The organism is Photobacterium angustum, assembly GCF_002954615.1.
GTDB lineage: Bacteria > Pseudomonadota > Gammaproteobacteria > Enterobacterales > Vibrionaceae > Photobacterium > Photobacterium angustum_A.
In genome coordinates, this window is the sequence record NZ_MSCJ01000003.1 from 1,056,960 (window position 1) to 1,071,993 (window position 15,034).

The 15,034-nt window shown below is 37.7% G+C and carries 12 protein-coding genes; 2 read left to right on the plus strand and 10 right to left on the minus strand.

The annotated features are described in order from the left end of the window. Window positions 1-89 precede the first annotated feature (89 nt). The 7 genes from BTO08_RS19480 to BTO08_RS19510 all read right to left on the minus strand — a co-directional run bounded on the left by BTO08_RS19480 (window position 90) and on the right by BTO08_RS19510 (window position 8,355). The gene (locus BTO08_RS19480) at window positions 90-1,289 is read right to left on the minus strand and encodes an NnrS family protein (RefSeq protein ID WP_105062243.1); all 1,200 of its coding nucleotides are present in this window, start codon (window positions 1,287-1,289) and stop codon (window positions 90-92) included. Between the two features lie 80 nt (window positions 1,290-1,369). Then, window positions 1,370-2,239, minus strand: coding sequence for a DUF2861 family protein (locus BTO08_RS19485; RefSeq protein ID WP_242446308.1), 870 nt, complete (start codon window positions 2,237-2,239; stop codon window positions 1,370-1,372). A gap of 14 nt (window positions 2,240-2,253) precedes the next feature. Next, window positions 2,254-2,913, minus strand: coding sequence for a response regulator transcription factor (locus tag BTO08_RS19490; protein ID WP_105062244.1), 660 nt, complete (start codon window positions 2,911-2,913; stop codon window positions 2,254-2,256). Continuing rightward, on the minus strand, window positions 2,888-4,327 hold the full coding sequence (gene vxrA / locus BTO08_RS19495; RefSeq protein ID WP_105062245.1) for a sensor histidine kinase VxrA: 1,440 nt from the start codon (window positions 4,325-4,327) through the stop codon (window positions 2,888-2,890). Before vxrA ends, BTO08_RS19490 begins: the two co-directional genes overlap by 26 nt. A 358-nt stretch (window positions 4,328-4,685) precedes the next feature. Continuing rightward, entirely contained in the window at window positions 4,686-6,062 is a 1,377-nt protein-coding gene (gene pntB, locus BTO08_RS19500) for a Re/Si-specific NAD(P)(+) transhydrogenase subunit beta (RefSeq protein WP_045082121.1), read from the minus strand. 10 nt (window positions 6,063-6,072) lie between these two features. Then, complete coding sequence (locus BTO08_RS19505) at window positions 6,073-7,626, minus strand: Re/Si-specific NAD(P)(+) transhydrogenase subunit alpha (RefSeq protein WP_105062246.1); 1,554 nt, start codon at window positions 7,624-7,626, stop codon at window positions 6,073-6,075. Between the two features lie 447 nt (window positions 7,627-8,073). Continuing rightward, entirely contained in the window at window positions 8,074-8,355 is a 282-nt protein-coding gene (locus tag BTO08_RS19510; protein WP_105062247.1) for an HlyU family transcriptional regulator, read from the minus strand. 629 nt (window positions 8,356-8,984) lie between these two features. Here BTO08_RS19510 and BTO08_RS19520 point away from each other — a divergent pair. Then, complete coding sequence (locus tag BTO08_RS19520) at window positions 8,985-9,932, plus strand: hypothetical protein (protein WP_105062248.1); 948 nt, start codon at window positions 8,985-8,987, stop codon at window positions 9,930-9,932. A 46-nt stretch (window positions 9,933-9,978) separates the two neighbouring features. Here the strand turns inward: BTO08_RS19520 and BTO08_RS19525 are convergent, their stop codons facing one another. Next, window positions 9,979-11,739, minus strand: a complete 1,761-nt coding sequence (locus BTO08_RS19525) for a bifunctional metallophosphatase/5'-nucleotidase (protein WP_105062249.1) — start codon at window positions 11,737-11,739, stop codon at window positions 9,979-9,981. A gap of 207 nt (window positions 11,740-11,946) precedes the next feature. Next, window positions 11,947-12,342, minus strand: a complete 396-nt coding sequence (locus BTO08_RS19530; RefSeq protein ID WP_045151613.1) for a VOC family protein — start codon at window positions 12,340-12,342, stop codon at window positions 11,947-11,949. Window positions 12,343-12,485: 143 nt separating this feature from the next. On the opposite strand from BTO08_RS19530, the gene BTO08_RS19535 reads away from it, so the two are divergent. Then, window positions 12,486-14,144: a DUF2813 domain-containing protein gene (locus BTO08_RS19535; RefSeq protein WP_105062250.1), complete on the plus strand. Its 1,659-nt coding sequence runs from the start codon at window positions 12,486-12,488 to the stop codon at window positions 14,142-14,144. 312 nt (window positions 14,145-14,456) lie between these two features. Here the strand turns inward: BTO08_RS19535 and BTO08_RS19540 are convergent, their stop codons facing one another. Further along, entirely contained in the window at window positions 14,457-14,984 is a 528-nt protein-coding gene (locus tag BTO08_RS19540) for a DUF3833 domain-containing protein (protein WP_105062251.1), read from the minus strand. Between the last annotated feature and the right edge of the window lie 50 nt (window positions 14,985-15,034).

The following is a 15,034-nucleotide window of genomic DNA, read 5'->3' on the forward strand; positions in this document are numbered from 1 at the left end:
GTTGATGATCGAAGTGATATTTTAGAGCTAATAGCCAATAATGTCACTGATTATCAAGCTTATCAATACACCCTCTTCGTTCTGATTATTCACCCTGGGTGACCATCAACACGAGGTTTTGTGAGTACAGGAAAATAGACTATGGTGAAAATTCCAAAAGCAACAACCCACAAACTTGCAGAAATAACATAGCTATCAAGTAACATGCTAGGTGCAACTGTTGTCAATAATACTCGTGCTAATAATGATAGAAATAAGGCGATAAAACCAACCTGCATGAAGCGTCCTACTTGCAGTTTACGTCCTGTGTGCCCTAAAGATACACGCGAGATCATTGCTAGTATCATTCCACCTAGTCCGCCAATGGTAATTATATGAATAGCAATAGATTCACTGATAGCTGTCGTATAAAAGCTGCAACCAAGTAAAAATAGACCAATAATTAACGACAAATAAGCTAGATGCAAAGACCACAGTAACGGTATACGTCGTGTTGAGATTGTGCGCCAGCGAGAAAGACGAACAAAGTTTGTTATGGCTGCAATGATCGATAACGGAGCAATAAGCCAATTTATTGTTTCGTTATTTATAAAGAATGTCGTCAAAAGCAACAACCATGCAGGTATAAGCGCAAGATATTCAATCGTTTTAATTCGTTCAATAACTTCGGTATTGGTTCCGCGTGAAGTAAAAAACGGGATAACTCGACCACCAACAACTAAGGTAATCACAGTAACAACAAGCACGACAGGTAAAGCAATATCAGTAATAGATTGATGACTCTTGCCTAATGCAATGAAATGAAATTGAATATTGGTAAAAGCAAACAGAAGTAAAACCGGCACAAAGAAAAGATTACGCCACTGTTTAACTTTTATAATAGGTATTGCAAGATAATAAATAGAAACAGCAATCCATAGTGTATCAATAAACAGCCAAATACTGCTCACTGAGCCCAACATTAAGCCAATACGAGCAATCAACCATAGGCTGAAAACCAACAGCAGTTTAGTACCTTTAATGCTAGCTTGTCCCGTCCAGTTTTGTACTGCTGTCAATAAAAAACCAATAATGACTGCACCTGAAAATCCAAACAACATTTCATGACTGTGCCACCAAATAGGATTTGAATACATAAAACTAGATAATTGAGATTCACCAGACCAGAACAATGCCCACATTATCATTGCGATAACTGAAAAAGTACTAGCTCCAAGGAAAAACGGTCGAAAACCTAGTCGTAAAATTGCAGGTATTTTGTCTTCTTTTGCTTTGTCGATGATTTGCATAATTGTCACCATTTTAAACATGTATTAATTATACATGTTTAAAGGTATAAAAAAACCACTCTTATAAAGTGGTTTTAAACTTAATGAGTATCATCAGAGTAATCAATGGGTCGAGTGATACTTTGAATGTCTAAAATAGATATCTCACCTTGCCATCGACTATTTATTAAACCAACATCAAGCCAATATCGCCCTTCTGGAATATTTAACTTTGGCAGCTTAGTCGGTAGATAGGTGTCAGTTTCTTCGCTCCATAATGGACGCCAATCAGTATCATTTAAATCATACAGTTTTATCGACAAAGTCGGTGCAGGACATGATGAATTCAATTTAGCCACATGATCAATACGCCATGAATTACTATCTTTCCAGCCTAAGTTCTGTTTAGCTGGCGGCTCATTTAGCACAATCCATTTATTCCAAGCGGGTTCACCATCAGCAATAATCGTTAACTTATATAATCCAGCTTCTACTTTATGATCGAGCTTATTCGCATCAACTGTAAAATAACCACCATCATCAATCACAGGTTTGGCATCAATTAAATTATCATTAGGCCACTTAGAAAAACTAATCTGAGTTATCTTAGCTCGTGTTAAGCCAACGATAGATAACTTAAGTAACTGCTGGTTAATATTTTGAACCACAGAACGTTCAATCGATAACTTTGATAACCAAGAAGGCAATACTGTTTTATCAAGGCTATGACCACAGTCTTCTGTAATAGCAAGATCTAGCAAACCATTAAGATTTGCTTTCTGATCTATTGTCGGAGATTGCTGCCAAGCCTCTATGATAGATTCAAATGATTTATCTGTGTGACCTTCAAGTAAGTGTCTATGAGCAGCCGCATAAGAGCTTTGATCAACAAACCAAGCTGCGTTAGCGTTAGGTATTAGGAACAATGCGCTAATACCTAACTGACACAAGAAAAAGGTTATTTTTCTCATTGAGTAACCAATAGTTATGGTTTCATACGATAGCCGACACCACGTAATGTTTCGATATCAATACCTGGTAATTTTTGGCGTAATTGCAGAATATGAGTATCAACGGTACGTGTCGTTGGGTAGTGATTATAGCCCCATACTTGATCAAGTAACTCGTCACGTGTAAACACACGACCTGCATTTTTTGATAAGAAAACAAGTAGCTCAAATTCAGTACGCGTTAACGTAATATTTTCATCATCAAAAATCACTTCACGGCTTTCTTGATTGATAATGATATCGCCAACTTTAATGATATTTGCAGCTGCAGTATCTTCATCGTCACCACGAAGATGTACACGTACTCGTGCAAGTAACTCTTCTTCAGCAAAAGGCTTCGTTAAATAGTCTTTTGCACCAGAATCTAAACCAACAACTTTATCGTTAATCGATACCATTGCAGTTAATAAAATAACAGGAACATGCTTCTTTTTAAGCCATGAGCCTAAATAATTTAATGAGTCACCTTCAGGTAATTGACGATCTAGGACAACAAGATCTGCCTCTTTCCATAAAGCGTCTACCTTACTAGCACAATCTGCATATAAACAGTTATAACCAGCTTGCTTTAAGCAATCGAGTAAACCATCAGCAAGGTTGCGGTCATCTTCAACCAGTAGCAGAGTTTGATTCACACGGTATCTCCAATATAAATGTGGTTGGTGGGCCAATTAATTTCAATTTCCCCCCCATTCTATTAATCATTGATTCTACAATCGTCAAACCTAAACCTAAACCTTGTTCACTAACAAAAGGTTTACGCAGTCTAGACCAATCTTTGCCGCTTAATGGGCCTTGGTCTTGAACCACAATTTTAAGTTTTCCATCATAGTATGATGTCGTTAATGTAATTGGTGCTACGCCATATTTATGAGCATTAGAAAATAAGTTATCTAAACATGTACCAAGCCAATAAATATTTACGTAAACACTTCTATCTTCAGCAAGATGTAAAGTTACATCATACTCTTCAGCAAGATAGCCTAACCATTCATTGACGGATTCAACTTCTTGCGTACTTAATTGTTGTTGGTTAGCTTGTAAGTAATCTTTACTTGCTTCAGCTAACTGTCGTAATCGCCTTGAATCATCAGTCAAACGTCTAAACTCATCATACAGACCTTCTGGTAATTCATCAAAGTGACGTCTAAAGCCTTCAACAGTCATCGCTAAACTGGCTATAGGCGTTCTTAATTCATGCGTCAAAATTTGCAGAACTAACATACGTTCTTGCATATCTCGTCTACGAATACGGAAACGATAAACACCCCAACTTAACAGTAATAAGGCATTACTTACTAATAAACATATAAGTAAGTAGTACGTTAAGTGCGATTTATTCTCTTCACGCCAACAAATATTTCCATTTTGAGCCAAGCAAAAATCATGGCGATTTAGGCGTTTTAAATGCAAATCATGACGTGCTAACACCTTTAACCATGTTGACTGGTTATAAAGATTATATTCATTACCATTACGTACCCACAACTCCCCATTCGCAACGAAGAAACGAGCGCCCGAAATTAATACTTTAATTTCATCACTATTCATCCGTTGTAAACGACCAAGCAAGGTTGTCGCTGACGCCAATGGGTGCTCTTTAATATGCAGATACTTACTGAGTTCTGACACCTTGCCTGGATGTTTGGCTAAATAACGATATGCATAACTACCACCGCCGGGATGAATATATCCTGAACGAACAAACCACCCTTTTGGTAACGTTGTCTTATTACAAATAGCTCGAGTAAAAACTACGGGCTGTGTTACCAATGGTGAATAAGGCCACGGTCCCTTACATGTTAACGAGTTTTGATATAACTGCCTTAGTGCTGAAAGAGGATATTTTTTGGTTTGAGGTAGTAAGCTAGAAGGCAACAGTAAAGGAGATGGATAAGTGCTTTGTAGCTTACGAAAATCGTATGAAGATACAGGTTCACTTTCCAATAGATCTGTTCGAACAGCCGCCAATCTTTCAGGTAATGAAACACCTTCAGCATGGCTAGCAGTAGTAAATAATAGTGAGAATAAAAGTACATACGTTTTCATTCATATACTTTAACATTGTTTCTCACTAAATTGTCAATGTAATGTCATGTGAAAAACTGCAAACTTTAAATATTCCGTTAATTTATGCCATTACGCAAAGAGTGCATGCCATATACACATAACAATTTCTGTTTTTGTAAATGAGCTGAAAATGCAATATGTAGAGTACGACGTTGGTACTGCTCATTTTACCTTATCAATAGAATATTACGCTTTACTTAATGTACAGAGCGCCCCATCAACATTTGATATTCTATACGAACAACACATCTTTTTTACTTATTGTTATAAATTACGTAATAACTACAAATAAAAATGCCACTCATGTGAGTGGCATTATTTTCTTACTTATTAGCGATTAAAGATGTTCAAGTATTTTCAAACATGAGTCTTTTGCATCACCGAACAACATATGGCTATTATCTTTAAAGAATAATGGGTTTTGAACCCCTGCATAACCAGTATTCATTGAGCGTTTAAACACAACCACTTCTTTGGCATTCCAAACTTCAAGTACAGGCATACCAGCAATTGGACTGTTAGGATCTTCCATCGCGGCAGGGTTAACAGTGTCGTTTGCACCAATAACAAGTACAACATCAGTTTGTGGGAAATCATCATTGATCTCATCCATTTCTAACACGATGTCATAAGGTACTTTCGCCTCAGCTAATAGCACGTTCATGTGTCCAGGTAGACGACCAGCAACAGGGTGAATACCAAATCGAACATCAATGCCTTTTGCACGTAACTTCTCAGTGATCTCGTGAACAGGATATTGCGCTTGAGCAACCGCCATTCCGTATCCTGGAGTAATGATAACTGAGCGTGCATCTTTTAGCATTTCAGCCACTTCTTCTGCTGAAGCTTCACGGTGTTCGCCGTATTCTTCATCAGAGCTTGCTGCTGTACCATCTGAACCAAAACCGCCAGCGATAACACTTATAAATGAACGGTTCATCGCCTTACACATAATGTAAGAAAGGATAGCACCAGAAGAACCCACTAATGCACCAGTTACGATAAGAAGGTCGTTTGCTAACATGAAACCAGCCGCTGCTGCTGCCCAACCAGAATATGAGTTAAGCATTGATACAACCACTGGCATATCAGCGCCACCGATTGAAGCAACAAGATGGTAGCCAAATACAAACGCAATAATCGTTACTAAGATTAGTGCAGTTAATGAACCTTCTGACTGTACAAACCAAACTAGCAATAACGCTGAAACAACAAGCGCTAACAAGTTTAATTTATGACGGTGAGGAAGCATAAGTGCTGATGATGAAACTAATCCGCGTAACTTAGCAAATGCAACTAAAGAACCGGTAAAGGTTACTGCACCGATGAATACGCCAAGGAAAATTTCAACCAAGTGTATGTTTAACATTACACCTGTAAGGTCGCCGTGATCTAAGTAAGTATTAAAACCTACTAGTACCGCAGCCATACCTACAAAGCTATGTAGCATAGCAACAAGCTCTGGCATCTCAGTCATTTCTACTTTTTTAGCGTAGAAAATACCAATTGCACCACCAATGATCATCGCAAGGATAATCCAAACCGTACCTTCAGTTTGAGGCCCAAAAATAGTAGCAATCAGAGCGATAGCCATACCAGCAATACCAAAGTAATTACCGTTACGTGCTGTTTCTTGCTTAGACAGTCCCGCTAAAGACTTGATAAACAGTACGGCAGCAACAAGATAAGCTGCTTGTACGATTCCTGCAGACATGTGTTACTCCTTATTTATCTTTACGGAACATTTCTAGCATTCTCTTGGTCACCGTAAAGCCACCAAAAATATTAATACTAGCGATGAGAACAGCAATAAACGCGAGGAAGGATACAACCCCGTTTCCCTGCCCAATTTGGAGCAAAGCACCAACAATAATGATGCCCGAGATAGCGTTAGTTACTGACATTAAAGGAGTATGTAAAGAGTGGGATACATTCCAAACTACGTAGTATCCAACGACACATGCAAGCACGAATACAGTGAAGTGTGCTAAGAACTCTGCTGGTGCATAATTAGCAACCCAAGCAAAAAGTGCAATACCCGCCCCCATTAAGCCAAATTTCTTAACCGGTGATGCTGGCTCTTCAACTTTAGGTTCAACTTTTGCTGCCGCTTTAGGTTGTTGAGCTGCGGCAGAAACTTTAATTGGCGGAGCAGGCCATGTTAATTCACCCGCTTTCACAATCGTTAGGCCGCGTAATACTTCATCATCAAAATTGATGTCAATATTACCGTCTTTCTCTTTGCAAAGAAGTTTAAGTAAGTTAACAAGGTTTGTTCCGTATAACTGAGAAGATTGTGTTGGTAAGCGACCAACCATATCTGTATAGCCGATAACTTTTACACCGTTTGGTGTCGTTACAACTTTATCAGCTTCAGTGTATGCACAGTTACCGCCATTCGCAGCAGCAAGATCGACAATAACACTGCCAGATTTCATTGAATCAACCATTTCTTTGGTGATCAATTTAGGAGCCGGACGCCCAGGGATAAGTGCGGTCGTGATGATAATATCAACATCTTTCGCTTGCTCTGCGTATAGACGCTCAGCCGCTTTATTGAATTCATCAGACATTTCTTTAGCGTAGCCATCTCCCGTTGAAGTATCTTCTTTGTAATCAACTTCAAGGAATTCAGCCCCCATTGATTCAACTTGTTCTTTTACTTCAGGACGCACATCAAAAGAACGAACAATCGCACCAAGGCTACCAGCAGCACCAATAGCTGCAAGACCTGCAACACCAGCGCCAGCCACTAAGACTTTAGCTGGCGGCACTTTACCTGCAGCGGTAATTTGACCAGTAAAGAAGCGGCCAAACTCATGAGCGGCTTCAACAACAGCACGGTAACCCGCGATATTAGCCATTGAGCTTAATGCATCAAGCGCCTGTGCTCGTGAAATACGCGGAACAGAATCCATCGCCATAATATTAATATTTTTAGACGATAGTTTTTCTAATAATTCAGGGTTTTGTGCCGGCCAAATAAAACTAACTAAGCTTGCACCCTCTTTGATGAGCTCAAATTCGTCTACACCTGTTTCAGGATTAACCTGCGGCGCATTGACTTTAAAAATAAGATCCGATTGCCATACTTCATCTGTAGAAACAACCGTTGCGCCAGCCGCTTCATAAGCAGCATCATCAAAGCTTGCTAAACGTCCAGCTCCTTGTTCAACAACAACGCTGAACCCCATTTTCAATATCTGCTCGACCGTTTTAGGTGTTGCAGCTACTCGCGTTTCATGAGCGAGTACCTCTCTCGGTACACCAATCTGCATTATTATTCCCTGTACATTGGCTATAACATAATCATTTTGTATCCAACCCAACAAGCAATATCAAGCTTTTTGTAGTAAAGATACAAAAATCCCCACATCTACAAGTCAAAAACCCTAGTGATTGTCATTATAATACTGAAATAAAACTACATTTATATTTCTAGTATCCATAATAGTACGTATAAAAATAATCACTCAATCACTTTTTATATCAGCTTTTGACTCTAAAACGATAATTGTCAGCTATATACTCAATAAGCAACATTAAACCTAATCAACTTATTGTTTTAAAAAACAACCAACCATAAATACACTTAACTGATAATTTGTTATCTAGAAATTCACAAAAACGATAACTGTATAATGTGAAATCCATTTTTATTGTTTAAGAAGATACTTTCATACCAACATGATTGCAATGAAATTTGTTGAATATTACTACAATTTTCATTTGAACATTTTATCGCCCATTTGTTTAATAAACATTTCTGATTTTTTGATCATGAATGTTTCAGCATCATGACGAGAACTGAGTAAATCTGAACGAATAAAGTAGTGTGTATTTAATTCTCCGTTGACCTCTTTACATATTCTCCCAGCGATTCTAAATTGCCCTCCTTCTTGCTTCGGCTCAGGATAAATTAAGTAACCATTATAAAGAGTTGGCTCAACTTCCTGAGTGTTAGATTCTGATTTTTTTGAACCAAATAGCTTTGAAAAAAAGCCCATTTTTATACTCCTACAACTAAATGAATTGAGACTATTTTTATTTCTAGTAATAAATATTTTACTTTAACTAAAGCCAAATAATACTCACTATTTTTAGGTGGTTATAGCGGAATTTTAAGCAAAAAAAAAGCCGGCAATCATGCCGACTTTAAAAATCTCAATACAAAATGTTATCGATAGATGCCAATATCTTTCTGTAAATGAACTGGGATATCTTTAATACTGTAAGTAACTGACTTTTTTGATCGGTTAAATACAATATCAAATAGGTGTGCAATCAATCCTTTGATCGTTACTTCGTAACTTTTTTATCCTGAAGATGCAACGTTGTAGGTGCGTCCACATCAAATGTATGTGCCATGATTGCCCCTGAAAAAGGTATTAAATTCAATAAACGTGAGTAGTTTATCGTCTGTTTACATAACCTATAAATGACAAAATTTCTTTCATAACATTAGTTTTTCTTATGTGTTAACACTTGATTACTAACGGTTATCTCTCTAAAGCACAAAAGACTATTAAGAACGATTACATTACGAGATAAGTAGTTTTTTGTTTCAAATGGCATCTTTTTTTGTATTTGCACAAAAACAATGATAACAATAAGTTAACAAAAGGATTTTTAACTTATGCTTTTTTTTATTAATAAACATTCAGCTTATTTATTGATGGTTGCTGGTATCATCGGTTTTAGCTTTCCAAGTATTAGTCGTATTGTCTTTCCTGCTTTACCGTATATCTTATTTTTCTTGATGCTTTTTACTTTGTTAGGTATCAAACAAGAGTTACTCATCCGTAAGTTGTTATCTAAAAGTGTTTGGTCTTATGCGCTTTTCCATAGCTTTGGGCTCACTTTATTCGCCGCTATACTGCTATATCTCTTTAACATTTCAACCCCACTGTTTATTGCCATCACGGCGGTAACTGCAACAGGAACATTATTTGCAACCCCAGCCATAGCGAAAACCTTAGGTTTTGATGTATTACATGCGATGGCGTTAACTATTGCATCAACATTAATGATGCCAATCGTATTATTTTTTAATCTTACATTCCTTCAAAGTGACGTAGTGAATTTAGATTTTGGTCAATATATACAACGACTCACGATATTCATTATTGGACCAATGGCTATATCAGCGTTTTGCTACAAAATGATAAACCAAAAACTATTGCATAAAATTCATCAAAAAATATCTAAGTTAACCGTACTGCTTATTTTTGCTTTTCCGCTTGGGCTTGTCGCTCCTTTAAGGGAAATGTTTGAACGCTCATTACAAGAAGGGATGAGTTATTTATTACTAGGTTGTTTACTTTGCGGGTTATTTTTCGGAATCACTTACTTAGCCTATTACAAGAAGAATCAGCAAGCCAAAACGCTGTATGCCATTACTGCAACTAATCGTAATGTATTACTTACCTACACCATAGCAAGCAGTTATTTAGGATTTGAATATTTAGCACTGATGGCAGCGATTCAAATACCAACTTATGCATTACCTGTTCTTCTTAAACTCATCGCCAAGACTAAATTTGATAACCAAAACTCTTTTGCCGATAAAAAGAAAGCCGACTAACGGTAAATTGTTAGCCGGCTTTCTACACGATGAGATGACCTAGTATTTACGCGACATCTTTATTGCCAGCGCAAGGTATATAAACCGTTTTATTATCAACTGGCGCGTCAAAGTGTTTTTTCTGTTTTGCATAAGCTTCAAAAGCTTCAGCCATTGTAACGTTAAGCGGCATAGGCTCTTTAACGTAGTCTAACAATGGCGCATAACCTTCTTTACCTGTTGCGGTATAGCCCGATGAAACTGAACTATAAACTTTATCATCTTCAACGGGTATCCACTCACCGTCTTGTAAATGCTCTAATAGCTCAATGCGTGTACCTTTAACTGCACAACAACGATAGGTATATCGAAGATCTGCTACATAGGGAAAACTTCCATCGCCAGTTCCCTCTACACCATTATTAATCGCATTATCAATCGCTCCTTCAAGCGCTTGACGAATACGTTTACCTTTAACGCTATAAATCATAATACCAATAGCAAACGGTAATAATTTCCCTGCGATATCTGCAGGTGTAATAATACCTGGATTTAACGAGCATCTAACGCCACCAGCATTATGAATACCAAAATCAACGTTATAGCCTAGCTCACGGGCTTTCCAGACAAAACTTTCAACAACCCAAGGAGCGATTTGGCTTGGGCCACGTTGATCGGGAATACGAATATGACGAAGCGGCTCGTTAATGACAGCAATTTCTTCTGTTTGAAGTGCTCGTACTGCAGGACGATAATGCTCATTAAGAATATTCTCAATGATAGGGTCTTTCACTACAAAACGAATGTTATCTTGCTCGCTTAAAAAATGACGAACGATTTCATGATCATCAAGTTCTAAATGCTCGGTACGGCTTGCATCTACCGTAAATTGACGCCCAAGTAATAGTTGATTGGCACCAAACGCCTGTTCAATAGTTCCGTCTTCTGCAAACTCCAGTGTTATATGTCCCACAGCCAGAGCATTGCAGCCCGCTTGAACAACACAGGTATGATTAACAGTGTGTGCGTATTGATCAGTTTTACCGTAACCAATGTTGGTGAAATCACCTTGCATGGTGTGAGTATGGCCACCAATAATAACGCCTATTCCATCAACAGATTCAGCAAGCTCAATATCATGGTCATAGCCTAGATGGCTTAATACAACAATCTTATTAATACCCTGCTTATGTAGATGCTGAACAGTATTACGGGCAACCGTCGCAACATTCATAAAGTGAGTATCAGGATCTGGATTCGCAATGCCAGCCATATTTTCAATAGCTAAACCAAAAATCGCAACAGGCTCACCATGTACATCTTTTACAATGTATTTCGCAGTTGAAGTGCTATTGTCATAAGCATAAACATTGGTTTTATTTCGCAGCGGATTAGGCTTAGTTTGATCTTCTTGAGATAAATCCCAGTTACCTGCTAATAATGGGAAGTGCGTATGATCAAGAAAATCCGCCACGCAGCCGTTACCCATATCAAGTTCATGATTACCAAGCGCCATTGCCTCTACACCAATAGCATTTAGTAATACAGCATTAGCCATACCTTTATATAGTGAGAAATACAACGTACCTTGGAAACAATCACCCGCGTGTAAAAACATGAATTCACGCTGATTCAAATACGCTTCAGCTTTTAATTCACTCACTGCCGATGAAATACGAGAAAAACCACCACAACTGGCATAGACCGATGATTCAGTATCTAAAACGTGTTGAGGTAAATTCAGTGATATAGATGATGGTTCAAAATTTGAATGCGTATCATTGATATGAGCAAATGTAATCTTTGCTTTTTTATTATTCTTTGTCATAAAAAATTACGTCTCTCCCTGAAGGACTCATATGAATGAGAGATATGTTTAGTTTAAGTCACCTATTTAGCCTAAAGGATTTCACTACAAGACAAAATAACTGTGATAGATATCAATATAGCATGATTCATTGTGATCATTTAAGGAATAGTAAGACTAATTGCTATTTATCATCTTACTATCCATTAAATCTTCTATGCTTAAATGTTATTGGTAACGAGCATGGCGTTGTAAAAACTCAATTTTGTAACCATCAGGATCTTGAACAAAGAAAAACTTCGCTAGTAAAGTCCCCTCACGGAAAAACTCTTTAATCTCTAAAGGCGCATAACCACATTCTGTTAGCTTGGCATGTTCAGCTTCTAAATTATCAACAGCAACAGCAATATGACCATAACCCGTACCATGAGTATACGGTTCTTCCGTTCCCTCATTCCAAGTCAGTTCAAGCTCCATATCATTTTCTTCGTTGCGTAAGTAAACCAAACTAAACCCTTCAAAATCTAAACGCTCAGCAATCTCTAAATCTAATGCTTCTTTGTAAAATTTTAATGAAGCGTCAAGATCTAACACACGGATCATTGAGTGAATTATCTTAGCCATCTAACTCTTCCTTCTATTATTATTTGTTTGAAATTACTTAACTATTTAAAGCATATCATGCTATCAATATGTGATCAGTTCTTGCGAATAAACAAGTGGTTTATTATATCGTATACAGGAATAAACGAGGTTTGTAGAGTTTTATGCATTTAGAGAGAATTGAAATATCCGGTTTCCGTGGTATTAAGCGTTTATCCTTGTCTTTTAAAGAGTTAACGGTCCTTATTGGTGAAAATGCGTGGGGTAAATCCTCTTTGCTCGATGCGCTTTGTTTAGCATTATCTCCAGATGCTGAGTTTTACGAGTTTAACTTTTCCGATTTCCATATCGATCATGCATTAGGTAATGAGCGAGCGACAGAAATTCAGATTGTTTTACATTGGTATGAAGATTATAAAGGCGAACATAATGCCCGTCGTTATCGCGGCTTTCAGCCATTTCTCACCGAAAAAGACGGTATAAAGCATTTTTATTATCAAATTCACAGCCATATTGAAAACGATAAGATAATCACTAATAGACAATTTTTACATCCAAATGGTCATGGCATTTCACATCCAGATACTGATAAGTTCATTCGCCAACTAATGGTGCTTCACCCTATTGTTCGTATTCGAGATTCGAGACGACTACACGATGAACGTCATGACGGTAATAATGAGCAACCATCAGCACAAACGCCGCAAGAACTTCGCGTACAAAAACGCTTAGATAATACTTGTCGACGGTTAATGACACAGCCCGGTCATGTCAGTACAGCAGAAATTAAAAGTAGTATTACTACATTACGATCATTAGTAGATCACTACTTTGCCTTTGCGCCCCACCAGCGTAGTAAAGCATTGTCGCCACACTACTCCTCATTACAACAAACCAATACGCATGGTTTATACGCAAATCCGTTTGATCAATTGATTCAGCCCCACATGACAAAGCAAGCGCGTTTATTGTTAATGGGCTTATTGAATGAATATATTCGTGCAAGAGGTCCTGTCGAGTTAAAACGCATTTCACGACCTATTATGATCTTAGAAGATCCAGAAGGTCGTTTGCATCCAATCATGCTCCATCAAGCTTGGGCGTTTATTCAAAATATGCCGATGCAAAAGATCTTAACCACTAACAGTCCCGAGCTTTTAACCTCAGCACCATTAACAGCGATCAAGAAATTGATCCGCCAGTCACATAAAACAGAAGTGTATGGCGTAGACAATGGGGAATTGAGTAAAGATGATACCCGTAAAGTCACTTTTCATGTACGTATGCATCGCCCAAGTGCTTTCTTTGCAAGAGTATGGCTGCTAGTTGAAGGGGAAACGGAAGTATGGCTATTTAATGAAATGGCACACCTAAATGGTTATAACCTTGCCGCAGAAGGAATTCAAATCATTGAGTTTGCACAAAGTGGATTAAAGCCATTGATCAAGTTAGCAAAGATACTCGGTATTGAATGGCATTTAGTGGCAGATGGCGATCCCGCAGGTAAAAAATATGCTGAAAAAGTGCGTAATATGCTTGGCGATGATCCCGAGCGTGAACGATTAACCGTATTACCGGCAAGAGATATTGAGCACTTCTTATATAAGAATGGCTATGAGCCCTTGTTTCGTGACTTAGCAAACATCACGGATACTAAAATACCGATGCGAAAAATTATTCATAAGGTATTAAGAAAAACAGCAAAACCCGATATGGCGTTGGCAATCGTTAAATATACTCGCGATGAGAAAGACAACCGCACACCTCTGCTTATCCGTTGGGTATTAAAACGTATCGTTGCAATGTCGCGTGGTTTTGGGTGATAACCAGCATCAAGTTTAGTTAAATCAAAGCCTGCTTAGATGTAGGCTTTTAATCTTTTGATTAAAGATGTGCTAGAAGAGAACGATCTCTCGTATTTAATGGTTACCGTTTTCTTCTTTCTGTTTCTTTATCACATTTTGATATCGAATTTCAGCAAATATCCATCCAAAGAAGTATCTAGATTCCAAAGTACCGATTTTAATCAATATAAGGGAGAACACGTGATAATTCGCACAAAAAAGCCAGTCAATCAAACTGGCCTATTATTGCGCTATAAATAGATAGAGAAAATGTGGTATTACATATTTAAGTTAATCATCTTTTTGGAAAAACAACGTCACTTTACCCACTTCAAAGCCAAATTTGGTCATGGTTGCAACATTGAACATGTGCTTTTCGTCTTGGCGATACATCCAGTCATTAAACTTAATATTATAAACTGAATCATCTACGGGAATCGCTAAGGTATATTGCCATTGCAATGCATTACCGACCTCAACCCCTTGCGCTTCACCAATAACATCGCCAGCAGTTCCAGTATATCGTCCATCAGCTTGTTTCTTTATCGTCCAAATACGCTGTTGGGTTTCACCATCATCAAATACAAAGTCTTCGACAAGGGTTAAGGTATCATTTTTTACTGTACCAACAATATCAACCGTAAATCGGCGAGTTTGTTTACCTTTATAATCTTGCAACATTCCCCATGCCGTTGTTTTACCGGAAAAGTAACCAAATAAATCAAACTTGGGTTGTGAAGATTTATAATCAGAAATAGACGCTGTACACCCTGTTAAAACCAACATTAATGCTAATAATATTGACGTTATTTTTTTCATGCCATGACCTTATTTCGATTATCTAACTTTACATAATTAACATACAGAAT

Bases quoted from the DNA above. Each gene is read 5' to 3' on its own strand.
- BTO08_RS19540 (WP_105062251.1), bottom strand. From the start codon at position 14,984: ATGAAAAAAATAACGTCAATATTATTAGCATTAATGTTGGTTTTAACA.
- BTO08_RS19485 (WP_242446308.1), bottom strand. From the start codon at position 2,239: ATGAGAAAAATAACCTTTTTCTTGTGTCAGTTAGGTATTAGCGCATTG.
- BTO08_RS19525 (WP_105062249.1), bottom strand. From the start codon at position 11,739: ATGACAAAGAATAATAAAAAAGCAAAGATTACATTTGCTCATATCAAT.
- BTO08_RS19535 (WP_105062250.1), top strand. From the start codon at position 12,486: ATGCATTTAGAGAGAATTGAAATATCCGGTTTCCGTGGTATTAAGCGT.
- BTO08_RS19480 (WP_105062243.1), bottom strand. From the start codon at position 1,289: ATGCAAATCATCGACAAAGCAAAAGAAGACAAAATACCTGCAATTTTA.
- pntB (WP_045082121.1), bottom strand. From the start codon at position 6,062: ATGTCTGCAGGAATCGTACAAGCAGCTTATCTTGTTGCTGCCGTACTG.
- BTO08_RS19530 (WP_045151613.1), bottom strand. From the start codon at position 12,342: ATGGCTAAGATAATTCACTCAATGATCCGTGTGTTAGATCTTGACGCT.
- vxrA (WP_105062245.1), bottom strand. From the start codon at position 4,327: ATGAAAACGTATGTACTTTTATTCTCACTATTATTTACTACTGCTAGC.
- BTO08_RS19505 (WP_105062246.1), bottom strand. From the start codon at position 7,626: ATGCAGATTGGTGTACCGAGAGAGGTACTCGCTCATGAAACGCGAGTA.
- BTO08_RS19520 (WP_105062248.1), top strand. From the start codon at position 8,985: ATGCTTTTTTTTATTAATAAACATTCAGCTTATTTATTGATGGTTGCT.
- BTO08_RS19510 (WP_105062247.1), bottom strand. From the start codon at position 8,355: ATGGGCTTTTTTTCAAAGCTATTTGGTTCAAAAAAATCAGAATCTAAC.